This is a genomic window from Nodosilinea sp. FACHB-131 (genome assembly GCF_014695395.1).
GTDB lineage: Bacteria > Cyanobacteriota > Cyanobacteriia > Phormidesmidales > Phormidesmidaceae > Nodosilinea.
Window position 1 is genome coordinate 21979 of sequence record NZ_JACJOF010000034.1, and the last position, 23634, is coordinate 45612.

Sequence of the window (23634 nt, forward strand, 5' to 3'; positions counted from 1 at the left end):
GACCGCTCACGGCCTACCGTCGCCGTCGCGGTCGCACAATGCTAAACAGCAGCCACAGCCCAAAGAAGCTAGCCGCCGCAAACAAGATAATGCTCAAGATCTGCCCCTGGGATGTCTGCTGCCCCGTTGACACGATCGCCGCCCCAATGATTAACGCCGCCACCACGGTGCTAAAGGCATGGCGGTTGGAAGATTCATCCAGGCTGCGGCGCAGGTCATCTACCCCCTGAATGCTGAGGCTAAACTTGAGCTGCTCTGAACTGAGGCGATCGAGCAAAAAGCCTAGCTGGCGCGGCGAACTCAGCGACAGGTTGCGAAACTCTAACCCCGTGCGCAGCAACGCCAGCAGGGGGTCATCCCCCACCATCTGCTGGCGAAACAGATCGGCCATCAGCGGGCGCACCTCCTCGATTAGGTTGACGCCGGGGTTGAACTGCCGGGCGGCCCCCTCCAAGTTGGCGAGGGATTTGGTGAACAACCCCACGTTGGCAGGCCAGCGTAGGTTGTTGCGAATGCCCGCCGCCAAGATTTCGCCAAAAATTTCGGCGGTGTTGATCTGCTCTAGGCTGAGACCGTAGTAGCGGCCCAACAGACGGGTATAGTCGCTCTCTAGGCGAGCTAGATTGACGGGTTTGAGGGGTTCGGCCAGTTGTAGGGTGAGCTGGCAGCAGCGCTGGGCGTCGCAGTTGACAATCGCTAGCACCATCTCCGTCATGGTATTACGGGTGCGAGGATCCATATGGCCCATCATGCCGCAGTCAAGCAGAGCCAGACGACCATCTGCCAAGTAAAAAATGTTGCCGGGATGGGGATCGGCGTGGAAAAAGCCGTCCACAAAATACTGTTTGAGGAAGACCCGAAACAGCAGCGTAGTAGCGGCGGCTCGCAGGCCAACGACATCACTGTGGGCATCTTCGGCCAGCAAATCGGCCTTAAGCAGAGGAGTGCCCTCCAGCCATTCCATGGTCATGATTTTGGTGTTAGTCAGATCCCAGTAGATCTGCGGCACGACTAGCTGGTTGGCGTCGTACCAATCGCTTTTAGACAGGTTGCGCCGCAGCTGGTCGGTGTAGCCCGCCTCAGTAGTGAAATCGAGTTCGGCATTGATAGCATCGGCAAACTCGTCGGCCAAATCCACGACGTTGTAGCGCTGGCCAAACTGGGTGGCTGACACCAGCTTGGCCACATCGCGAATCAGGGTCATGTCGCGCTCGACCTGGCGCTCGATGCCGGGGCGTTGTACCTTCACCGCGACCTGCCGACCATCTTTGAGCACGGCCTTGTGGGTTTGAGCGATGGAACCGGCAGCGATCGCCTGATAGTCCAGCCGTTCAAATAGCTCCTCGGGGGGCTTACCCAGATGCTGACGAATGTAGGCCTCGATCTCCTTGGGGTCTACCGGAGGTACGGTGGTTTGCAGGCTGCTGAGCTCTTCGATGTAGGCCGGGGGCATGAGGTCGGGGCGAGTGCTCAACAGCTGCCCCAGCTTGACGTAGACCGGCCCCAGGTCAGTCAAAATATTGCGCAGCACCGCCGGGGGCGGAATCTCAGGCTCATCAGCTTGCCCCCCCACCAACAGCCGCCGCATGTAGTCCCAGCCGTTGCCGAGCACCACTTCAATAATTTCTTTTTGCCGGGCCAGACGAGACGATGAAACCATTGGGGGCAGAGGTAGGTTTTGCTCGATGCTAGCGCACCCGGGGTAAGGCGTTGTCTACCGTGTGGTGCGCCAGGTGACTATTGATAAACCAGCGGCGGGGCCGGATTCACCCGGTGCTATGATGCTTGGGCGCTGTCGGTTCCGGTGGGGATCAGCCACTGGAGGCAAGGGGGAAAGTGCAGTGCAAGGCTGCCGCTGTCCCGCAGCTGTAACGCTATTTGTGTTAATGGGGTATCCCGCTGAACACCAAATAGCTAAGCCAGAATGCCCGCCGATCGCTGCTGTTGTTCTTTCTTCGTCTGCGAGGTACGGATGAATTATCGCGTTGCTGCCTTGAGATCTATCAGAACCGGTCTGCTATCAAAGCCTGCGGTACGGAGCCTGATGGGGGCACTGGCCCTGCTGCTGCTGCTGCCCCTGCCCAGCTTAGCCCACCATCCGCTGGGGGGCCGAGTGCCCGCTAACTTTGCTGAAGGGTTTTTGTCGGGTCTGGCCCACCCCATCATTGGCCTCGACCATCTGGCCTTTGTAGTAGCCATGGGCCTACTGGCAGCCGTTAGCACCTGGGGGATCGCGATCCCTGCTGCCTTTGTGCTGGCAGCGATGGTTGGTACGGGACTGCACCTAGCAGAGCTAACGCTACCGGCAGCAGAGTTCGTGATTGCTGGATCGGTGCTTGGGGTTGGGGTGCTGCTGACATTACGCAACCGTCCCCAAAGTGGCGTAATCACAGGCTTGGCAGTGCTGGCCGGACTATTCCATGGATTTGCCTACGGCGAGGCAATCTTTGGTGCAGAATCTATGCCACTGGTGGCCTATTTAGCTGGGTTTACAGCAGTGCAGATGGGGATCGCGATCACCGCCTTTTTCCTAGGGCGACAGCTTACCCAGCGGTCTACGGCACACGTCGTGCAGCGGGCAGGCTTAGTGATCTGCGGCATTGGGGCCACGTTTCTTGCCACTGCGCTCCTCAACGGTCTGCTGCCTGCCTAAGAGCGTGAAGCGGGGGTTGGAACAACGCCATTGAGCGTCTGTCACTTCCAAATCCTGCTAAATTCTCCTCCTTAAGCTGAGCCTGTTGCGGAATAGGCACAAAGGCTAGGTCTGACTGCTCGGTCTGGCGGTATGCTTAATCCGTTCGGTTGAGCCAACGGTGCATTTCCCATGACCCTACCTCCTGCTTGGGCGGCGGCCCTATTTATGCCTGCAACGGTGGGGCTGCTGTATCAGGCGGTGCAGCCCCATCCTTGGCCCTATCGCCTGCTGGCTCTGTCGCTGTTGTTGATGAGTCTGGAGCAGGCCCACATGGCCCGAGTAGACCTGCGCCATAGCGAGATCGTGAGCCAGCGATCGCGCGATCCACGCCTGGGCCACTTTAGTCGCGTGGTCGTGCTAGCGATCGCCGGTCAAGTTGCGGGCTTCTCCATAGCCGCTCTGGGCCATCTGGGGTGGGGAATGGGGCTGATCTTGGTCAGCCTACTGGGGTTCAACTTAGCAGCCACCATTCGTCTAGAGCCCGCTAGCCCAAAACCGATTCAGTCAGCAGACTGGCGATCGCGCCTCGATGTGCTGGGGTTAGATGCGATCGCCCTCGTTCTCGCCATCCTGTGGATTGCCCAGCGCGCCCAAGGCTGGGTGGCTGGGGGGTTGTTTGCTATTACCGTGCTCTACGGCAGCAGCAAGCTGGTGGCCTACGTCACCACCGCTCTGCGCTCAGGTTCAGCGGTCCATGTCGCCCACACCGCTCAGGAGCATCCACAGACCTCCCAGCAAAATTAGCAGCGCTAGTCCGCCCATCAATCCGTCTAGCCAAGGGGTTGCGGTCATTAAATGTCTCCTTCTCCCTCAAACAGCGTCTCCAAGGGCATGGCCTCTAGGTTTAACGATTCTTGCAGATAGCGCGACACCACGTCGGACTGACCGTGGGTGACGTACACGGTTTTAGCTCCCGTATCTTTCACCGTTTGTATCAGCCCCGGCCAGTCAGCATGGTCAGAGAGCACGAAGCCGCGCTCGTAGCCCCGCCGCCGCCGCGCTCCCCGCACTGCCATCCACCCCGAGGCGAAGGCGGTCTGGGGATGCTTAAACCGCTTCATCCAGCTAGAGCGGTGGCCTGAAGGCGGGGCCAGCACCAGATCGCCCGTATAGTTGTGAGTGCGGGGCATATCTGAGGTGCAGATGGTGGGCACCATCGCCACGCCCTGCTGGCGGTAGATCTCGGTCAGCACGTGAATCGCTCCGTGAACATAGACCGGCTGATCTGTCAATTGAACCAGCTCACTCAGCACCCGCTGGGCCTTGCCAAAGGCATAGCAAAACAAAATTGATGGCCGCTCAGGATCGCCCTGCCACCAGTCGTAAATCTGGCGGGTAGTCTCAGCGCCACTTTCCCACCGGTAGATCGGCAGGCCAAAGGTGGCCTCAGTGATGAACGTGTCGCAGGGCACCACCTCAAAGGGAGCACAAGAGGGGTCAGCACCGCGCTTGTAGTCGCCCGACACGACCCAGACTTCGTCCCGATGCTCAACCCGAATCTGGGCCGAGCCCAGCACATGCCCCGCCGAGTGAAACGACACCCAGGTTTCCCCTAGCTTGACCGGGGCTCCATAGGCAACTCCCTGGAGCTGAATGTCTGCCCCCAGCCGCCGCCGCAAAATGCCCTCCGACTGAGCGGTGGCGATGTACTGAGTCGAGCCCGATCGCGCATGATCGCTGTGGGCATGGGTAATCAGCGCCGTCTCGACCCCGCGCCAGGGGTCGATATAGAAGCCGCCTTTTTCACAGTAAAGCCCCTCAGGGCGCACGGTAATCAATGTCATCGGTTTAGAAGATTGGCAAGCTGGCGGTCTCAGAAATTAGTACGTTAGCAGGCTGACAGGTTGATGGGGTTTCAGGGTGCAGGGTTTAAGGTTCACGACCTGCCTTAAACCCTGCACCCTGAACCCTAAGCCACTAGAGCTTGTCACAATCGGTTTGGTCAGGAATTAATCTTTCTTCTCTAGCCTAAACAGCAGCACCACAATCCCAATCACCCCCAGCTGCACCCCCAGGTTGGGCAGAGCGTTGCCGACATCGCGCCCGGCCAACAATTGGGTAAAGAACACAAACGCCCCGATCGCCCCCGAGGCCCCTACGGCCCCATAGACAAACTTACGCAAGCTTTTGTAGGGCGCTTGGGCTTCAGCTTTCAGCCGGGCATATTTTTCAGAGCTCATGCCCGGAGGGGGCGTGTCTGGCAGTTGGTCGGGGCGACTATATTCAGGGCGCATCAATTGGGGCCTTCATCGGGACATACTGTCATCCTACAAGGCATTCTCCTGGCGAGAAACGGCTGGCTAACCTGCCGCCCTGCGACAGTAACCCTAGAGAACTGCCCAAACCCTAGCTGCCCCCTAGTAAACTGCGCTACCGGAAATTGCAGGCTACCCCAGCCCACAAATTAGTAATTGTGCCGGTGGGTTCTGGCGAACTCAGCAGCCCAAAGAGCTGGCCAGCCGAAAATTCGACTCCCAGAGAACTGTCAAACACCTCAACGGTATAGGTTTCTTCTAGCTCCTGGCGGGTAGAGCCAATGCCAATGCCTGAGACGGTAGTCAGGGCGGTGTCATCGTCACTAGGCCGCATGGCCCAGCCCACGAAGGTGTCGTCAGCAGCATTTAACGCTAAACCATTAGACCAACTAGCGATCGTCAGCGGGCCGGAGGGGCACTCACTGTTTTCGCTAGTTTCCTCAGGTTCGCCCAAAACCTGCGTCACAGCATCCAGAGTGGTGGCCATGTCACTGTCAAAGGCCAGGGGGGTGGTCGATCCCGTTTGCAAATTTATCAGCTGTAGCCCTTCATCCGTCAGCGTCAGGCCCACGTCGGCGGCCTGGGGTGCTTCTGCCGAGTTGTCTGTGGGCTGAGGTGTCTCTGAGGTGTCTGCTTCGCCGGGGGTTGGTGCCGGGGCGGTACTGTTCCCTGTGCAGGCCGTAGTAGCCACCACCAGAAAGAGCCCCAGCAGCACTAGGGTTTGAGAAAATTGATTTTTCTTGGGCATCGCTTTAAAGGTTATGGGTTATGACTGGAGATATACAGCTTAGGCAGAAGAGCTTGCTAGGAATCTGCCGCTATCCATCAATTTAGCTGCGCTGGATGCTGGACCCAACGCACCTTCAGAATAGGCGGTGCTGGGTGACGCGAAAATTAAGTCTCGTTGCCGAACTCGACCCCTTGGGCAACCCCTTCTGAAACCGCATCTTTGAGGAAACCACCATGGCTGATGTCGCTGCCTTCTCCCCCGCCGATGCCGAAATTGTTACCGTGCGACCCCAGCACGACACCGCAACGCTGCAAAAGCTGCCCTACTTTGTCGGCATTTCTAAAGCCACGGCGGGCTCCCACGGCATTTCGATGAATCTAGTGATTATTCCCCCCGGGGCGTCGGCAGAGCCCCACTTCCACAAAGACTACGAGACCGCCATTTACATCCTCCAGGGGCGGGTCAAAACGGCCTACGGTGAGGGTTTGAAGAAAACCATTGTCAACCAGGCGGGCGACTTTCTCTATATTCCACCAGGGGTGCCCCACCAGCCAACAAATTTGAGCGACAGTGAACCGGCACAAGCGATCGTGTCTCGCAACGACCCCAACGAGCAAGAGAACGTAGTGCTCTATAACCCCTAATCCCCTAACCGTCCTTTACCCGCCCCCCCTACCCTCCCACTCTCTACCTACTAGGACGAACAGCCGGGGTAGCAAAAGCCTGCCGAAGCTTACCCACCCGCTGCTCGGCGGTCTCTGGCGGCGGTGAAATCCATAGCGATTCGTAGAAGAAGAAGGACATGCCAGAGTAGGCGCGATCGCGCACTGCCGCCATCTGGTCAGTGATAAAGTCCATCTTTACCGGAGCCGCCCGCAAACCACTGAGAATGCCGATATTCACCGGAATTTTGCGCCGCGCCGCCTGGATCGAAGGCTTATTCATCTCCCACATAAAGCGGTTTTGGTCGCTGCGATAGACCTGAATCACCAGCTCATCGACAATGCCCCGGTTGACCCAGGTGGGCCAGTCTTGTAGGTAGTTGGTAAACGCAAAGGGGTAGGGGTTAGGCGAAATCGACACCACCGCATTAGGCCGCCGCGCCTTCACCAGCTTGTGAACCTCGGCCAAGAAGTCGGAAATCTTGTTGGCCCGCCAGGTCATCCACTCGGCGTCTTGAGGATCGTTAGGCGGGGCCTGACCGTTGTGCTCGGCCCGGTACAGGTTGATGGTGAAGGGGTCGTAGCCAAAGTCCACCGGCAGCCCCAGGTGGTCATCGAACTGAAAGCCATCCACCTCGTAGTTCGAGACCAGCTCATTAATTAGCTCCAGCTGAAATTTCTGCACCTGGGGATGAAACGGGTTCATCCAGCGGCGTGGAATCACGTTGCCCTCCATCCAAATGCCGGGGTCGCTTACGACATCGGGGTCAGGGAGAAAGTCGTCTTGGGCGAGCCACTGGTCGGCCCGCTGCTTTTCGCGGGCTAGGTCCCCCGCCTTGGGCATATCCAGCGCCGGGGTTAGCTTGGCAGCCTGTTTAGCGTTTGGACTAGCGGCCAGCTTGGGCACATTCCCAGGTCGCGTAGAATCGCGGGGGGCAAGGGGCTCCGGCTCAGGGGGCAGCGGCTCAACTCGCTTTTGGGTAAACCAGTCGGGGTGGCGGCGGTAGAGTTCGTAATTGGCGGGGGCCATAAAGCCAAACTCAAACCAGGGCACCACGGCCATGCCCCGGGCGTGGCCCATGGCGATCGCTTCACGCATCATGTCGCGTTGGCCTGCCGGTCCTTGACCATCGCTTTCGCTGGCGGGGCCGGGGGCGCGCAGGTCACCGTAGAGGTGCTGGCTCACCCCCAGCTCGCGCCGGGCGGTGGGGCTGGGGTAGAGGGTGTGGCCGTAGTTCCACACCACCGGATAAATCGTATTGAAGTTGAGGTCAGCTAGACGGGTTACCGCCGCTTGCAGCGCCTCGGTAGAAAACAGCACCTGGCTATCCACATTAGTTAGCCACACGCCGCGCATCTCGCGAGCGGGCGAGGCCACGGCAGGGGTCTGGGCCTGGGCCACCCAAGCGGGGTCGATTGTTTGCTGCAGAGCAGGGTTCGGTGCGGCGCGGCACAGTAGAGCCGCCGCTTCTCCGCGAGTCAGCCGCTGGGTCGAGTTGAGGCGGTTGGCCTGGGGATAGTTCACTACCACACCCTGGGTGAGGGCGGCGGCTACACCTTCGCGGGCGTAAACGGGCACCTGGCGGCCATCTTCCAGGCTGGCGTTGATGATTGTGTTAGCGGCAATTTGGTAGCTGCCGCCCAGCTTGGTAGCCAGGGCCATAATGCCTTCGGCTCGCACCAGGGGGCGATCGCGCTGAAAGTAAGCATCGGGGTAGTGAGCCGCCACCGTGGGCGATATCTGAACCCCCAGCGCCCGCTCTAGGGGATTTGCCCATGATTGGGCTGGCCCCGCGGGCGAGATCAGGTTCAGCAGGGTCACATAGTCACCCCAGAGAATGGGCTCATCGGGGTAAAACAGCCCTCTAGCATCAGGAGTGATCAGGCGCTGTTCAGTTAGTTCCGTGATGCAGTCCTTTGCCCAGTGATTTTGAATGTCGGAAGGAATAACGACAGGAATTGAGGGCCGGGGAAGATTGGGTCGTGGAAGAGCGGGTCCAGGCTCCGTCTGATCACCTAATTCCTGCTTAGGGGCAGTGGCCTGGGCCACCTCAACCGGAACCATTGCCGCCGCCTTGGGCAGCAGGGGCAGTAGCCCTGAGCCACTCACAGCTAAAGTCAGCGCCGCGCAAAAACTCAGCAGCGATCGCCGCCACCCCCTACCCATCCACCCCCTACCCATCCTGCCCATACCCTTCAACCTCCACTCCGTTTGGCCTGGTAACCCTTAGCCACCAGAAGTTCGACTAGCTTTTGGGCGTGGTCGCCCTGAATTTCAATCGTGTCGTCTTTGGCGGTGCCGCCGGTGCCGCACTGGGCCTTAAGCTGCTTGGCCAGGGCCGTGAGCTGGTCGGGGCTGTGCTGAAATCCGTTGATGATGGTGACGGTTTTGCCGCCGCGCCCTTTGCGGCTGACCTGCACCCGCACGGTTTGCTGATTGGGGGCGCGATCGGGTACGCCCCTCGCCATAGGGTCAGTGGGGCCAAACTCGCGGTAGGCGTGACGGTCACCGGTTCCAGAACTATTGCCAGCCTTCTTGCCCATAGCCGTCTTGTTAAAACTGCATGATATATACCACTGGCAGGGGCAACTCGGGGTATTGCAGTAGGCCAGATTCCAAAGGGGAAATGTTTCGGGACACAGTAGCCATACAAAAGTCCGGCAGATCCAACCTAAATTTCAGAACAAAATTCAGCAAGGCGTCCCCTCAATGGGAGGACTACACTAGGATCAGCAGCCTTATCCCCTCCGCAGCATCCTTCCCATGCAACTTCACCTCAAGGTCTGGCGCCAAGCCAATGCCGCCACCCCTGGCCAGTTCCACACCTATACCGTGGCCGATGCCCACCCCGATATGTCGTTTTTAGAGCTGCTCGACGTGCTCAACGAGCAGCTAATTCACGCTGGTGAGGTGCCGGTGGAGTTTGACCACGACTGCCGCGAGGGCATCTGCGGTTCCTGCGGCGTGATGATCAACGGCAAAGCCCACGGTGGCCTGCCCCAGACCGCCACCTGCCAGCTTTACCTGCGCCACTTTAAAGATGGCGATGAAATCACCGTCGAACCCTGGCGGGCTAAGGGCTTCCCTGTGATTAAAGATCTAGTTGTAGAGCGAGCCGCGCTCGATCGCATCATCATGGCCGGGGGCTACATTTCCGTCAAAACCGGCTCGGCTCCCGAGGCCAACGCTATTCCTGTCCCCAAGGCCAACGCCGACGCGGCCTTTGACTACGCCGCCTGCATCAGCTGCGGGGCCTGTGTTGCGGCCTGTCCCAACGCCTCTGCCTCCCTGTTCACCGCCGCTAAAGTAGCTCACCTGGCCCTGCTGCCCCAGGGCCATCCCGAACGCCACCAGCGGGTGCTGGCCATGGGCAATCAGATGGCCGCCGAGGGCTTTGGCGACTGCTCTAACCACAGCGAATGCCAGGCCGTGTGTCCCAAAGGGATCTCGATCGATGCGATCGCCGCCATGCGCCGGGAGTATGTGCGGGCGACGTTAGGCTTTTAGAATATAGAGTTTTGAATTTTGAATTGAGCATCGCCGCCATGCGCCGGGAGTATGTGCGGGCGACGGTAGGCCTTTAGAATCTAAAGTTTTGAATTTTAAGTTTTGAATTTTGAGTTAAGCACGGCATTCAAAACTCAAAACTAAGAACTCAAACCTTAAAACTCTAAGCCCAAGACGTCACTCCTCCTGCCAAATGCGAACGGTGCCGTCCCATCCGGCGCTGACCAGAGTCTTGCCGTTGGGGGCAAAATCTACACCCCAAACCCAGCCCTCGTGGCCATGCAAAACAGATACTAGTCGGCCCTGCTCCATGTTCCACAGACGAATAGTGCTGTCGTTGCTGGCGGTGGCCAGCAGCTTGCCGTCGGGGTTAAAGGCGAGACTGTTGACCGGGGCCGGGTGGGCCTTAAAGCAGGTGGTCTGACGGCCGCTGTTGAGTTTCCAAAAGCGCACAGTGCAGTCGGCGCTGGCGCTGGCCAGCAGCCAGTTGTTGGGGCTGGCCGCCACCGCCAGCACCTCGCCGGTGTGGCCGGTGAGCACGTGGTTGCGCCCTTTGCCCTGAATGCGATACAGGCGAATGGTCTGGTCTTGGCTGCCGCTGATGAGCGTGGTGCCATCGTGGCTGACGGCAATAGAGCGCACCCAGTGGGTATGGCCATTGAACTGGTGCACGAGGGTGCGATCGCTCAGCCGCCAAACGCAAATCTTGTGGTCTTGGCCGCCGCTAAACAGGTACTTGCCGTTGGGGCTAAAGGCAACAGCTCGCACCCAAGAGGTATGCCCCGCCAGGTCGCCCCAGGATTCGCCAGTGGTGAAATCCCACAGTCGAATGGTGTTGTCGTTGCTAACGCTGGCAAAGCAGGTGCGATCGGGGCTCACGGCCACAGCTCGCACCCAGGCCCGATGGTTGTCGATCACCCGCATGGTGTGCCCCGTGGCCAGGTTCCACACCCGCACGGTTTTGTCGCCGCTGCCGCTGACGATGAAGTTGCCGCAGGTGCTTACGGCCACCGATCGCACCCAGCTGCTGTGGCCTGTAAGCACTTGCGTACACACCCATTTAGTGGCCCGGCGCAGCGGCACAGCGGTCGTGCCCCGGTCAAGGGCAGTGGCCATATCCACCAGTTCAAAGGCAGAGGGATCGCCATCCGGATCGCCCTGGGAAAGAGAGTCAGGAGACTGGGGGGGCATGGCAAGGGTACGCTTGGCATAGAGCTCTATCGGTCGTTGACGACAGCAAACATAGGCGCAGACTGGCCCCAGCCCGCAAATTCACTGTCGACTACACCCTGACAGCATCCTATTCCGAAATACTACTTAACATGGAGCTTGACCAAATCTGTCTATCGCTCTGTCTTTTGAGGTCGCCGTCCTAAAGTCGCCAAGATCAGGCAATGCTGCCGCGCTTGCGGGCCTCTTTATAGGAGGTGCCGACATTCTTAAGCCCGGCACGAATCATTTCTTGCTCAAGCAGGGCAAAAAATCGGCTGCGATCGCCCCCTTTAACCACCGCCTGATTGTGCGCCTCCGCCAGCGTCACCGGATACCCATACCCCTTCTGTACCTGGGTTAGCACCATCCTCAGCGCCATTTCACAGAGCGCTTCATCCGCCATCACCCACTGGGGTACTTCCACCCGTGCCACCTCAGGGCCGACATTGAGGTAACAGAAGTACACCCGATGGTCGCCGTACAGATCCAAAATGCTGGCAGTGCTGCGCCAGAAGGGGCTGCGCTCCCCAGGCATTAGTTCTGTCGCCCAAAAGGTTGCATCTCGCAGCGGCAAAAACTGCCCGCAGGGGGCCCGGTCGGCGGGGCTGCCTTCGTCGCTGCTGCAGTGGGTTTGGCAGTCGGGCTGCAGGAAGGGGCAGGCCGCAAACCGCAAAAAGTTCATTGCTTCGCCGCTGCGGCTGGCGCTGAGGTAGCCCACCAGGGGAATGTTTTGCCGTCGCAGTCGCTCCCACGAGTCGAGGATGGGGGGGAGGATGCGATCGCGTGCCTCCCCCGGTAACGCCTCCAAAAACCAGTAGATTAGCGATCCATCTACCAGCGCCAGCACGGGCACCCTGGCCGCCGTGGGGTTAGCTTCAACCAGGCTGGCGTGAACGGCCTCCCCCACCTCGGCCAGCACCACGGCCTCGGCGACAGTGCGGCGATGGCCCATCCATTCCTCGGTGCTAATGCCCCACTGGCGCGACAGGTAGAGATCTTCGGCCCGATACACCACCTCAGGCAAGCTGTCGAGCAACGGGAATCGGCTCTGGCCATAGTGAAGCACGACGCGGCCCACGTTGATCAAATAGCAGTAGGCGATCTCATGGTGGCTGGGGGAAATTTGTGAGCCGTCGGTGGCGATGACGGTATGGGCCTCAGGGGCAGCGGCGATCGCGGTGCGAATGGTAAGAGCTTCAGTGGGCTGGGCGGCAGTGAAAGGGGCGCGATCGCCCCAAATTTCAGCCTGGGTGACCAGATCGCGCTGGCGAGTGGCGGCGATCGCCAACAGCTGACGGGCTGCTGTTATGCGCTCCTGGGCGGCAGCAGCTTCCTGGCTAAGGTGCTGGCTAATGCCCTGCATCTGCCGGGCCAGCTTCATCAGGTCGAGCATGGCAGAGTCAATTTGGTACGCTCATACTAACATCCCCTTTCAGTATTTTTCGCTAGAACCTGTGCCCTACGGATGTCACTTTGGTTCTCATCGTTATACTGTCGGGTGGCTTAGGTCTTGGTTGTGTTCTGGTCGTGCTTATGGAGTCAAGATGGCTCACCTTAGGGCTCACCTCAGGAGCGTTAGCAACTCTGGGTGCCCTAGTTGTGGCTGCCCCCGCTAGGGCTGCAACCCTGCAATACTGGTGGTTTGATGCTCAAACCAACCAGCTGGTGTTCACCACCGATAGCCAGGTACAACCTCGGGCTCAGCTGCTGGTTAACCCCACCCGCATTGTGGTTGACCTGCCCAACACCCAGATGGGCAGCACCAACGCTAGCCAGTCCGTTGGCGGTGCCGTGCGGGAAGTGCGGGCGGGCCAGTTCGATCGCCAAACCACTCGCCTCGTCATTGAGCTGGCGCCCGGCTACAGCCTAAACCCTCAGGATGTGCGCGTTCAAGGGGTTCGCCCCAACCAGTGGGCAGTACGGTTGCCCGCCCTAAACCAGGGAGCGGCGCCTGCCTCGGGGGCTCTACCGCCCCCTACCGCCACCGCCAATCGGGTGCAGGGCAACACCGGCACCGGCGCTGGCTCCATTCTCAGCGGCGTAGTCACCACCGGCGACGGCTTCCTGATTCGGCTCAGCGGCACTTCACCTACTCCCACGGTGCAAATCACCAGCGACAATGCCGACAACCGCTTCGCCATCATCGATCTGCCCAATACTGCCGTAGCGGTCAACCTGCGCCCCGACGACCTGCCCAATTACCGCTACAGCATCATCGCCTGGGATGTTACTCAGCAACCCACCAATCCCCCCTCTACCCGCATTACCCTCAGGCTCTCTCCCACCAGCCCCGACTGGCGTGCCCTGCGCAACAACAGCGGCGTGATTGTGCTCCCCCCCAGCGGCGTGCCGATCAGCAGTATTGCCGACGAACCAGCCCCCCTCGCAGCCGCTCCGGTTAGGCCACCCCAGGCCCAGACGCCCCCAGTTCAGACGCCCCCGCCGCAGGCCCAAGCACCCAGTCCCACACCGCCGCCTACGCGCTCGGCAGAGCCACCGGCTCTGCCCTCTGTACCGAGCGGCCGAGTGGTAGTAGCTATTGACCCTGGTCACGGTGGGCGTGATCCTGGGGCAGTGGGCATTGGCGGTCTGCAAGAAAAGCAGGTGATTTTTCCAATCTCCCTGCGGGTGGCTGAGCTGCTCGAAAGCCAGGGAGTTGTGGTAGTGATGACTCGGCGCGAGGACGTTGCCGTCGAGTTGCAGACCCGAGCCGACATTGCCAACCGGGCCCAGGCCAACCTATTTGTCAGCATTCACGCCAACGCCATTAGCCTCAGCCGCCCCGATGTCAATGGCATTGAGTCGTACTACTCCTCAGAAACCGGGCGTCGGCTGGCGACTACTCTCCAAGCCAGTATGCTGGCGGCAACGGGCATGCGCGATCGCGGCGTGAAACAAGCCCGCTTTGCCGTGCTGCGCCAGTCCACCATGCCCGCCACCCTGCTCGAAATTGGGTTTGTCACTGGCGCTCAGGATGCTCCCCGATTGGCTGACCCTGCCTGGCGTGAGACTATGGCCCAGGCGATCGCCAGTGGCATTCTGCAATACATCCAGCAGGGGCTGTAGCGACAAATGGCTTACTGGTTCGCCGGGCAGCTCCGCGAGGGCACCGATCTTGCCCTCGCCGTCAATGACCCCGCCCTGCTCTACGGAGCCACGGTGTTTACCACCCTACGCATCTATGGCCAGAGCCTTGATCATCCCCTTACCCAGTGGGCCGCCCACCAGCAGCGTTTAATTCACGGCCTAACCGATTTTGGCTGGCCCAGCCCCGACTGGGATCGAGTGCGTCAAGGGGCCGAGGCCTTATTAAAGGAATATCCCGTCCTGCGAATCACCTGCTTCCCCGACGGCCACGAGTTGGTGACCGGGCGCAGTCTGCCCCCAGACTTAGAGACAATGCAGACCCATGGCATTGCCGCCTGGGTGGCGCGGGGTGAGATGTATAGGCGATCGCAGCCCGCCTACAAAACCGGCAACTACCTCGGGGCTTGGCTAGCCCTACAGGCCGCCCAACAGCACGGTGCCCGCGAAGCCATCCTGCTGGATGCCCAGGGCCAATGGCTGGAAACTAGCACCGGCAACCTCTGGGGCTGGGCCAACGGTCAATGGTATACTCCCGGCTTGGCCTCGGGCCTGCTGCCGGGAATCGTGCGGGCCCACCTGATTGAACATTTGAGGCAGCAAGGTAGCCAGGTCGATCAGTCTCCCTGGCCACCGGGAGTAATTCAGCGCTTTGAGGTGTTGGCCTATAGCAACTCAGGGGTGCAGATAGTACCCATTCACACAGTTTTGGGCGATCGCAGTAGACTAAAGGTTAACCCCAATCACCCAGCCCTAGAGGCTTTGCGGGCTGCATTCAAAGAAAATTAACCCCTATTCCAATTATCGATTAGCCCATTCTGACAGATGACGTTAACATAAGTTAATAACTCTCTAATCATTACGGCCTACTCAAACATTGGCCCCAAACAGGTTTCATTAGAAACGGTTTCCAAGCAACAGTTCATCCCAAGAAGTAAGTGGAGGCATTAGCCCGGTGAACAAACGGTGGAGAAATGCAGGTTTATATGCCCTGCTGGTCGTTGTAGTCATTGCCCTGGCGACCGCAATTTTTGACGGTTCTGGCCCCGAAACCCAGACCTGGCGCTACAGCCAGTTTCTAGACGCGGTGCAAAATAACCAGATCGAGCGCGTCAATATCAGCGCCGATCGCACCCGCGCCCGCTTCACAGACCCTGAGGGTAACGGTCAGATCATTGTTAACCTGCCCAACGACCAGGAGCTGATCAGCACCCTGGAAACCAACAATGTCGACATCGTCGTCATGCCCCAGAGCGACGATAGTGTCTGGGTTCGCGCCTTTAGCACGCTGCTGATTCCCATTCTGCTGCTGGGGGTGCTGTTCTTTGTGCTGCGCCGCGCCCAAAGCGGCCCTGGCAACCAGGCGATGAACTTTGGCAAGTCCAAAGCTCGAGTGCAGATGGAGCCTCAGACCCAAGTTACCTTCGGCGATGTGGCGGGCATCGAGCAAGCCAAGCTAGAACTCACCGAAGTCGTTGACTTCCTCAAGAATGCCGATCGCTTCACCGCCGTCGGTGCCAAGATTCCCAAGGGTGTGCTGCTAGTCGGTCCTCCTGGTACCGGTAAAACGCTGCTGGCCAAGGCCGTAGCTGGCGAAGCGGGCGTGCCCTTCTTCTCCATTTCCGGTTCTGAGTTCGTTGAAATGTTCGTCGGTGTGGGTGCCTCCCGCGTGCGCGATTTGTTCGAGCAGGCCAAGGCCAACGCTCCCTGTATCGTGTTTATCGACGAGATTGACGCCGTTGGTCGTCAGCGGGGCGCAGGTCTCGGTGGTGGCAACGATGAGCGTGAGCAAACCCTCAACCAGCTGCTCACCGAGATGGATGGTTTCGAGGGCAATACCGGCATCATCATCATTGCTGCCACTAACCGCCCTGACGTGCTCGATGCGGCCCTGCTGCGCCCCGGTCGTTTTGACCGCCAGGTTGTCGTGGATCGTCCCGACTACGCTGGTCGCCTCGAAATCCTTAACGTCCACGCTCGCGGCAAAACCTTCTCTAAGGATGTCGATCTGCAAAAGATCGCTCGCCGTACCCCCGGCTTTACCGGGGCTGACCTGTCAAACTTGCTGAACGAGGCCGCTATTCTCGCTGCCCGCCGCAACCTCACCGAGATCTCTATGGATGAGGTCAACGATGCGATCGATCGCGTCCTGGCTGGCCCCGAGAAAAAAGACCGCGTCATGAGCGAAAAGCGCAAAGAGCTAGTCGCTTACCACGAGGCCGGTCACGCCCTAGTCGGTGCCCTCATGCCCGACTACGACCCCGTACAGAAGATCAGCATCATTCCCCGTGGCCGTGCCGGTGGTCTGACCTGGTTTACCCCCAGCGAAGATCGTCTAGAGTCGGGTCTCTACTCCCGCTCTTACCTGCAAAACCAGATGGCCGTAGCCCTCGGGGGCCGCATCGCTGAAGAGATTATCTTTGGCGAAGAGGAAGTTACTACCGGTGCTTCCAACGACCTTCAGCAGGTGGCTCGCGTTGCCCGTCAGATGGTGACCCGCTTCGGCATGAGCGACAAGCTCGGCCCCGTGGCCCTAGGTCGTCAGCAAGGCAACATGTTCCTGGGCCGCGACATCGCTGCCGAGCGCGATTTCTCTGAGGAGACCGCCGCTACCATCGATTCTGAAGTGCGGGGTCTAGTCGACCAGGCCTACACCCGCGCCAAGCAGGTGCTCACCAACAACCGCCACGTGCTCGACCAACTGGCCACCATGCTGGTGGATAAGGAAACTGTGGATTCTGAAGAGCTGCAACAGCTGCTTGCCACCAACGATGTCAGCATGGCTTCGATCGTGTAAATCACGCTAGAGCTTGTTAGCAGGCAAAGGGACGTCCAGCAGGGCGTCCCTTTTTTTGTGGGCATTTGCCTAGCGATTGATGCCCATACAGAGACAGGGACATTTGGCGATCCCTGGGGGCTGTGTAACGCTTTGCAAGCAATGCTGGGCAAACCGTTAGAAATCATCGACGCAGACAGGCGTAAGGGCTAGGGTTGTCGTTGTTTTATAGAGCCACAGGCCGCGAGATGACCGTTCAACCTCGATCTTCTGCACCAACCATCATTCTCACTAACATCGAAACTGTCCCTGGCAAAACCATTACGCAACACATAGGCTTGGTCCAGGGCAGCTCGGTGCGAGCCAAGCACATCGGCCGCGACATTGCTGCTGGACTCAAAAACATCGTAGGCGGCGAACTCAAGGGCTACACCGAACTGCTGCAAGAAGCGCGCGAAGAGGCCACCAGCCGCATGGTGCAAGAGGCCCAAAAGCGAGGCGCAAACGCCATTGTCAATGTGCGCTTTGCCACTTCATCGCTAACCCAGGGCGCAGCAGAACTGTTTGCTTACGGCACCGCCGTGCGGGTGGAATAGTTATGGATGAGCTCATTATTTTTGCCGTACTGCTAGGAGTCGGATACTTTTTTGGTAGCCGAACGGAAAAGCAGCATTTTCGTCAGTTGCAACAGCGGGAACAGGCTATTCAGGGTTTGATGCTCAGCACGGCTGGAGCTAAAGTAGCTTTGCCTAAAGCGCATCAGGCACAACTATTCACCGGTAGCGTAGTGATATCATCCGACTTTTTTAAGACGTTTATTGCGGGGGTATTAAATTTCTTTGGCGGACGCATCAAGGTTTACGAAAGCCTGCTTGAACGGGGCCGCCGCGAGGCCATATTGCGGATGGAAGAGTCAGCCCTGGCTTGGGGCGCAGACCAGGTAGTCAACATCCGCATTCAAACTGCTGAGCTGAGCGGCAACAACGGCAGGGGCGTTGTTGCCCTCGAGGTGATTGCCTACGGCACAGGCGTTCGCTAGACTGCCGGGCAGGTTGGCCCCGTAGCTAGCTTGCCCTAAACCATTTCCACGGCGGCAACTAGGCCAAAGATGACAAACAACACTCCACCGACGGTCGTCAGCCAGCGCTCCGAAATGCGTCCGGCGACGAGTTTGCCGCAGGCGACGGCGATCGCAGCACACACCGCATGTCCCAGGGTCGACCCCAACACCACTCCTACTGGGTGGTTAGCCGCTGCTAAGGCAATGGTGGCAAATTGGGTGCGATCGCCCCACTCAGCTACAAAAGTCAGGCTAAAGGATTGAATGAGCACGGCTCTAACCGACCATTTTTTGACTTCAGCCTCACTTTCTTCGACGGCCTCTAGGGCCTCGGCCTGCTCATCGGCCAGGCTACCGCCCCCAACCATGCGGCTAGCGTCGTACAGCAGCTTGAGCCCAAATCCTAGAAACAGGGTTACGGTTAGCCCTTGAACGTAGTGCTCAGGAAAAATAGTGACGGCCTGCCCGATCGCTACCGACAAAACTGTCATGACAAACAGCGCGGCTGTAACCCCCACAAATACCCAGCGACGGGGGTGCCGGGTGGCTAGAATCATACCGATAAAAAAGGTTTTATCCCCTAGCTCAGATAGGGTGATGAATAATAAGCCAGCGGTAAATCCGGTCAGTGGGTGCATGCTCGTCTCCAGGACTATAAAACCTGAGCGGGCATGATGGATGATCACAAGAACTCCACCAAGCCCACGTCAGTTGTGGACTTAGTGAAGGTCTCGCTTGCGAATGCACAGTTTTAAGTCACAGTGCTAATTCACCATCTGAACCAGGCTCATCGCCAGTATGTTGATTCAGATGATTGGGTTAGATACCCAAAGCTACTCCCCTTCATGACTTAAACCATACCATGAGTAAGAGATTTAAGCCTAATTGAAAATACTGATTGAAGCTATAAGAAATAGACTTTTATTTCATAATTCAATCATTTTTGAGATAGCTCAGTTTCATTTTTGTTCATCTTCTACTGTTTGCTATAGAGGTATTTTCTGACCTATCATATTTTCCGGGCAGATAAAATTATATTAAACGGTGGCTCAAAGTGTCTAAACTAATTCCCTATCAACCTTTAATTTTAAGGCTTTTACACAGCATCGCTGGTTTGCTGGCCATTGGTGCCTTAATTACCGGCTTTTTGGTTTACAACACCTATGACGGCCGATTCGGCTTTATTCCTCTACCCGTGCTGCCAGACATTCAAGGCATTCATGGTACGTTTGGTCTTTTCTTTTTGCTGATACTTCCCGCTCTTGCTATCTATAGTTTTCATTGGGGATATCGACGATTGTTGTTCCCTGACTTTTGGGCTCGGCTTACCCATCAGGTGGGTAAACCTGGCTGGTGGGTCAATCTTCAGCGACTGTTAAACACCGCTATGCTCCTGGCCGCTACATTGTCCGTAGTTACCGGCAGAATGATGCAAGAAGCGTGGTTGCCCGCTGGTCAGTTGTACCACGTTTGGTACAGGCTACATTTGACGGCGTGGTTAGTGTTGTTACTGACTTTGTTGGCTCACATTGCCATGGGTCTCAAGGTCGGGGGAGCACCCCTACTGTTGTCAATGGTTCAGACAACGTACCGTCCTGAAGAATCGCCATCTCTGTGGCCGGGTTATCTGCGAGAGAAATTTCGCGAGCGATTTGGGCGTTAGATATTGTTTGATTATCCTCAAAGAACTGCGTCTATGAAAAGAACAAATGCTCCATTGAAAGCTGTTGAAGTAGTAGTAATCAGCGGCATTTTTGCCGCGTTCGTTTTGCCGCTGTTGGCCTATTTATCTAACCTGTAGCGGCTGCACAGTTGTTGAACAACCGCCCAAACTTACCGATCGCAACTATTCACAGAACTCGCATGCGCAACTCGACGGCACTGATTGACGCAGGCTAGGGCCAGTCTGCGATCGCAGTAGTTGACTGCACCCGATGCATACCAGCCTCGGCAAAGCGCTGATAGGTATCCTCTGCCTGGTCAGTGAAATCGACCACGCCGGGGACAACCACCGACGAGGCACAGTCGTCAAGAAGATAAACCTTTTGGGCTAGGGTGGGGTCAGTGGCCTCAATGTCGCTCAGCAGGTCAGCCACCGTCCAGGCAACACAGTGACTTTTAGCCTGACCCGCAACAATCACCCCGTCAAACTCCAGCAGGGTTTGGATGAGGGGAGTATTTTTCTGCGCGATCGCCTGCCCCTGGCTATCCTCCATCACCTCGGGGCTGAGCACCGAGTAATTCTCCGTGAGAGGGTTGCTGCCCTTGAGTTCAAAGCGAGTCTGACTCTGACGGGCAATGGTGTGAAAAAAGCAGGCTTCTTCGATCGCTGGCACTAGGGCGTGGCCAATACCCCCCAGCATTGAGTGGTAGGGCCAAATAGTGAGGGGATACTTGCCCCGGTCATCTAGGGTTTTGGTGTAGTGCAGGGCGTACTCTTGCAGGTCGTGGGAGGAGGTGAGATTGGCAGCCATCGCCGAGTTGACCCGCCACTTGCCCTGCACTACATCGTCGTAGTGAATCATGGTCATCGGCGGCGGATTTTTGCCCTCGGCATCGACCCAAAACTGGGGATGAAACACCTGCATTGCCTGATGGGTATCGAGGGTGGCGGTAATGGTGGTAATCTGCCCCAGGTTGCGGTAAATAAACTCGCCCAGACGGCGATTATCATCCACGGCTCCCTGGCCCGATCGCCCGCCCACATACAGCTCAAAGCCTGGAATGCAAAAAGTATTCTGTACATCAATCAGTAGTAGGCAGAGGCGACGACCATCCTCGGCGGCGGGGGCGATGTGGTGGGCTTTGGCCCAGGCTTTGGCGTCTGCGGCGCGCTGCTGGTAGGGCACCGACCACACCTCACCGACCCGGCTGGGATTATAAAAATCGGGTACTGGCAGCAGGGCTGAATCGGTCATATTCCTGAGGCTCCGCAAAATGTCGCATGGTTAGATGCTCTAATTTTAGGCTCAATGGCGGGGGCGCAGCACTGGGCTAGAGTGCCAGGCTCACCAAGCTTCATACAGACCATTGCCCGCCGTTTGGCTTGGAAAAACACTGCAATAGGCATTGCATCTTAAGTAACAGCAACTATTGAATGCAGCAATTTCTGCAAAGATGGCAGCATGAATTGAAAGCTTCAACCTTTCATCGCTTTTCCTTAGATGCTATTACTTAGCATCTAGCCAATGGATTACCCTCCCTTCACTATCCCTTAAATAACCGCTAAACACCCGTTAAACCAACCGTTACCAGGGCCACATAATATTTTTTCGTTACTCAAAAAGCCGATTGGGAGCCCTGACCATGGCGAAGAAGCAAGATATCCGCACCATTCTTAAGAAAATGGTCAACTTTGAGGATGAAAACCACAACCCCTCAAACAACGACTCCTTCAACCAAGTTTTAGACCGCGCTCGTTTAGGTCGACGAGGATTCCTTAAGGGCAGTTCATCCCTGGCTGCAGCCGCCATGCTGGGGACGGGTTTGGCATTGGTAGCCGATTCCGCCAAGCAGACTGGAAAAGCCGCCAAAGCCGCTACCAATTTGCGCTTCAGCTTTAGCCCCGTCGCTAAAAGCACGGTCGATACGTTGGTTGTGCCTGAAGGCTACACCGCTCGCGTGCTTCTGGCGACCGGCGACCCGATCAAAAGCAACGTCACTCCCTACAAAAATGACGGCACCGACAACGACTTTGAGGTACGGGCAGGCGACCACCACGACGCCATGCAGTATTTTGGCATGAACCGGTCTGGCAATGGCTGGGACCCCAACGGCAGCGATCGCGCCCTGCTCTGTATCAACAATGAAGTCTGCGAAGACCTGGGCTTTGTGCACCCCAGCGGACCGACCAACTATGGCCCTGAGAGCACCGAGGCCCGCCCTGCCGTTGAGATCGACAAAGAAGTTGCTGCCCACGGGGTCACTATTGTCGAAATCGCCAAGCAGGGTTCCACCTACGACCTCAACCGCAACTCCCGTTTTAACCGCCGCATTACCGCTGCCACCACGTTTGAGATCGCTGGCCCCGCCCGCCGCAGCCCGATGATGGCTACGGCCTTTTCCCCCAACGGTCAGCAGACCCGCGGCACCCTCAACAACTGCGGCCACGGCTACACCCCCTGGGGCACCTTCCTCAGCGGCGAAGAAAACTGGGCTGGGTATTTCAACCGGCGCGAAGACGATGCCGTTCGCACCGCAAAAGAAGTGGCATCCTTTAAGCGCTACGGCATTGGTGGGGCCACCTCGGGTCGCTACAACTGGTCGCGGGCCGAGGCCGCCGGCAACACCAACCTCTATCGCCGCTGGGATATCAGCAAAACCGGCAGCCGGGCCGAGCAAGATTTCCGCAACGCTGCCAACACCTTTGGCTGGGTAGTCGAAATTGACCCCTTTAACCCCAACGCCATCACCAAAAAGCGCACCGCCCTGGGGCGGTTTGCCCATGAGGGCTGCTGGTCAGCCACGCCCGTTGCTGGCCAACCCCTGGTGTTTTACATGGGCGACGATGCCCGCAACGAGTACATCTACAAGTTCGTCACCGCCGCCGCCTGGGACCCGCGGGATGCCAACCGGGGTGCCTCTGCGGGTGACAAATATCTTGACGAGGGCACGCTGTACGTGGCGAAGTTTAACGACGACGGCACCGGCGCATGGCTGCCCCTCACCTTGGATAACCCCAATATTGCCAACTACGCAAGCTACGACTTTGCCGACCAGGCCGATGTGATGATCAACGCCCGCATCGCTGCCGATGCCGCCGGAGCAACCAAGATGGATCGACCCGAGTGGGGCGGTGTCAACCCGGCCACTGGCGAGGTGTATATTACCCTTACCAACAATGTGTCGAGCAGCAATGGTCGGGGTGTAAAGACTCCGCTCGATGCCGCCAACCCTCGGTATTATGCTGAGGAAAAAGAGGCTACCGTTAGCCAGGGCAATGTCAACGGACACATCATCCGCTGGCGTGAGTCAGACAATAACCCTGCTGCCATGGTCTTCAACTGGGATGTCTACCTCTTTGGGGCGCAGGCCGATGCGGCGGCGGATATCAACCTGTCGGGACTCACTACCGAGAACGATTTTTCTAGCCCCGATGGCATTTGGTTTAGCCAGGCAATACCCGGCCTGCTGTGGGTGCAAACCGATGACGGCTATTACACCGATGCCACCAACTGCATGATGCTGGCCGCACTGCCAGGTACTGTGGGCGACGGCGAATCCAAGATGGTGACGAACAAAGCGGTGCCCAGCAACGGCAACACCGACCAGCAGGTCAAAACCTACGTGGGCCAAACGGCTAGCCCCACGGTGCTGAGTCGTTTTTTGGTGGGGCCGCGCGATTGTGAAGTCACCGGCATCACCGAATCGCCCGATGGCAAGGTGATTTTCGTCAACATCCAGCATCCGGGTGAAAGCAGCGAGTCGGTCACTGATCCGGCGCAGTTTACGAGTCACTGGCCCGATGGCGGCACCGCTCGCCCTCGTTCAGCGACGGTGGTGATTACCCGCAATGACGGCGGCAAAATCGCTGTCTAGACAGTGCTAGCTGACTCCTAATGCTGTCAGCAGCATCAAGCAAGTAGTGTCGGAGAGGGGAACGTGGCTAACGCCACGTTCCCCTTTTTTACGCAGCAGATTGTCCTGCCAAAT

21 protein-coding genes and 1 riboswitch are annotated in these 23634 nt (G+C 58.1%); of the genes, 11 read left to right on the plus strand and 10 right to left on the minus strand.

Translation table 11 applies throughout. The features are described from left to right. Positions 1-13: 13 nt before the first annotated feature. The gene (locus H6F75_RS23080) at positions 14-1660 is read right to left on the minus strand and encodes an AarF/ABC1/UbiB kinase family protein (RefSeq protein ID WP_190754918.1); all 1647 of its coding nucleotides are present in this window, start codon (positions 1658-1660) and stop codon (positions 14-16) included. Between the two features lie 119 nt (positions 1661-1779). After that, positions 1780-1951, plus strand: a riboswitch (cobalamin riboswitch). Positions 1952-2044: 93 nt separating this feature from the next. Here H6F75_RS23080 and H6F75_RS23085 point away from each other — a divergent pair. Together H6F75_RS23085 and H6F75_RS23090 are read left to right on the plus strand one after the other, a co-directional pair. Next, entirely contained in the window at positions 2045-2653 is a 609-nt protein-coding gene (locus tag H6F75_RS23085) for a HupE/UreJ family protein (RefSeq protein ID WP_242020308.1), read from the plus strand. 171 nt (positions 2654-2824) lie between these two features. Beyond that, positions 2825-3439: a hypothetical protein gene (locus H6F75_RS23090; protein WP_190754922.1), complete on the plus strand. Its 615-nt coding sequence runs from the start codon at positions 2825-2827 to the stop codon at positions 3437-3439. Positions 3440-3486: 47 nt separating this feature from the next. On the opposite strand, the gene H6F75_RS23095 is transcribed toward H6F75_RS23090, so the two are convergent. From H6F75_RS23095 to H6F75_RS23105, 3 genes are all read right to left on the minus strand, one after another. After that, complete coding sequence (locus H6F75_RS23095; protein ID WP_190754924.1) at positions 3487-4479, minus strand: ligase-associated DNA damage response exonuclease; 993 nt, start codon at positions 4477-4479, stop codon at positions 3487-3489. 165 nt (positions 4480-4644) lie between these two features. Further along, positions 4645-4875 (minus strand): DUF3493 domain-containing protein, encoded by a 231-nt coding sequence (locus H6F75_RS23100; protein WP_242020310.1) that lies wholly within the window; start codon positions 4873-4875, stop codon positions 4645-4647. A 190-nt stretch (positions 4876-5065) separates the two neighbouring features. Further along, positions 5066-5698, minus strand: coding sequence for a hypothetical protein (locus tag H6F75_RS23105; protein WP_190754928.1), 633 nt, complete (start codon positions 5696-5698; stop codon positions 5066-5068). A 215-nt stretch (positions 5699-5913) separates the two neighbouring features. On the opposite strand from H6F75_RS23105, the gene H6F75_RS23110 reads away from it, so the two are divergent. Further along, on the plus strand, positions 5914-6324 hold the full coding sequence (locus H6F75_RS23110; protein WP_190754930.1) for a cupin domain-containing protein: 411 nt from the start codon (positions 5914-5916) through the stop codon (positions 6322-6324). A 43-nt stretch (positions 6325-6367) separates the two neighbouring features. Here the strand turns inward: H6F75_RS23110 and H6F75_RS23115 are convergent, their stop codons facing one another. Both H6F75_RS23115 and H6F75_RS23120 read right to left on the minus strand, forming a co-directional pair. Continuing rightward, a complete protein-coding gene (locus H6F75_RS23115; RefSeq protein ID WP_190754932.1) occupies positions 6368-8509 on the minus strand; it encodes a family 10 glycosylhydrolase in 2142 nt (713 codons plus the stop codon). 29 nt (positions 8510-8538) lie between these two features. After that, complete coding sequence (locus H6F75_RS23120) at positions 8539-8886, minus strand: translation initiation factor (protein ID WP_190754934.1); 348 nt, start codon at positions 8884-8886, stop codon at positions 8539-8541. A gap of 220 nt (positions 8887-9106) precedes the next feature. Here H6F75_RS23120 and H6F75_RS23125 point away from each other — a divergent pair, with 220 nt between their 5' ends. Beyond that, the gene (locus H6F75_RS23125; RefSeq protein ID WP_190754936.1) at positions 9107-9850 is read left to right on the plus strand and encodes a succinate dehydrogenase/fumarate reductase iron-sulfur subunit; all 744 of its coding nucleotides are present in this window, start codon (positions 9107-9109) and stop codon (positions 9848-9850) included. Between the two features lie 177 nt (positions 9851-10027). Here H6F75_RS23125 and H6F75_RS23130 read toward each other — a convergent pair whose 3' ends face one another. Together H6F75_RS23130 and H6F75_RS23135 are read right to left on the minus strand one after the other, a co-directional pair. Beyond that, positions 10028-11041, minus strand: coding sequence for a WD40 repeat domain-containing protein (locus H6F75_RS23130; RefSeq protein ID WP_190754938.1), 1014 nt, complete (start codon positions 11039-11041; stop codon positions 10028-10030). A 196-nt stretch (positions 11042-11237) separates the two neighbouring features. Further along, positions 11238-12455, minus strand: a complete 1218-nt coding sequence (locus tag H6F75_RS23135) for a DNA double-strand break repair nuclease NurA (RefSeq protein ID WP_190754940.1) — start codon at positions 12453-12455, stop codon at positions 11238-11240. Between the two features lie 140 nt (positions 12456-12595). On the opposite strand from H6F75_RS23135, the gene H6F75_RS23140 reads away from it, so the two are divergent. The 5 genes from H6F75_RS23140 to H6F75_RS23160 all read left to right on the plus strand — a co-directional run bounded on the left by H6F75_RS23140 (position 12596) and on the right by H6F75_RS23160 (position 17961). Next, positions 12596-14128: an N-acetylmuramoyl-L-alanine amidase gene (locus H6F75_RS23140; protein WP_190754943.1), complete on the plus strand. Its 1533-nt coding sequence runs from the start codon at positions 12596-12598 to the stop codon at positions 14126-14128. 6 nt (positions 14129-14134) lie between these two features. Continuing rightward, positions 14135-14935 (plus strand): aminotransferase class IV, encoded by an 801-nt coding sequence (locus tag H6F75_RS23145; protein ID WP_190754945.1) that lies wholly within the window; start codon positions 14135-14137, stop codon positions 14933-14935. A gap of 166 nt (positions 14936-15101) precedes the next feature. Beyond that, complete coding sequence (ftsH3, locus tag H6F75_RS23150) at positions 15102-16943, plus strand: ATP-dependent zinc metalloprotease FtsH3 (protein WP_073610447.1); 1842 nt, start codon at positions 15102-15104, stop codon at positions 16941-16943. 227 nt (positions 16944-17170) lie between these two features. Further along, entirely contained in the window at positions 17171-17518 is a 348-nt protein-coding gene (locus tag H6F75_RS23155; RefSeq protein ID WP_199304089.1) for a YbjQ family protein, read from the plus strand. A 2-nt stretch (positions 17519-17520) separates the two neighbouring features. Further along, positions 17521-17961, plus strand: coding sequence for a heavy metal-binding domain-containing protein (locus H6F75_RS23160; RefSeq protein ID WP_190754947.1), 441 nt, complete (start codon positions 17521-17523; stop codon positions 17959-17961). A gap of 35 nt (positions 17962-17996) precedes the next feature. Here H6F75_RS23160 and H6F75_RS23165 read toward each other — a convergent pair whose 3' ends face one another. After that, a complete protein-coding gene (locus tag H6F75_RS23165; RefSeq protein WP_190754949.1) occupies positions 17997-18620 on the minus strand; it encodes a TMEM165/GDT1 family protein in 624 nt (207 codons plus the stop codon). Positions 18621-19036: 416 nt separating this feature from the next. Here H6F75_RS23165 and H6F75_RS23170 point away from each other — a divergent pair, with 416 nt between their 5' ends. Beyond that, complete coding sequence (locus H6F75_RS23170; RefSeq protein ID WP_190754951.1) at positions 19037-19645, plus strand: cytochrome b/b6 domain-containing protein; 609 nt, start codon at positions 19037-19039, stop codon at positions 19643-19645. A gap of 232 nt (positions 19646-19877) precedes the next feature. Here the strand turns inward: H6F75_RS23170 and H6F75_RS23175 are convergent, their stop codons facing one another. Further along, the gene (locus H6F75_RS23175) at positions 19878-20900 is read right to left on the minus strand and encodes an isochorismatase (RefSeq protein ID WP_190754952.1); all 1023 of its coding nucleotides are present in this window, start codon (positions 20898-20900) and stop codon (positions 19878-19880) included. Positions 20901-21288: 388 nt separating this feature from the next. Between H6F75_RS23175 and H6F75_RS23180 the strand changes: the two genes are divergently transcribed. Further along, positions 21289-23520: a PhoX family phosphatase gene (locus tag H6F75_RS23180; RefSeq protein WP_190754955.1), complete on the plus strand. Its 2232-nt coding sequence runs from the start codon at positions 21289-21291 to the stop codon at positions 23518-23520. Positions 23521-23634: the final 114 nt, after the last annotated feature.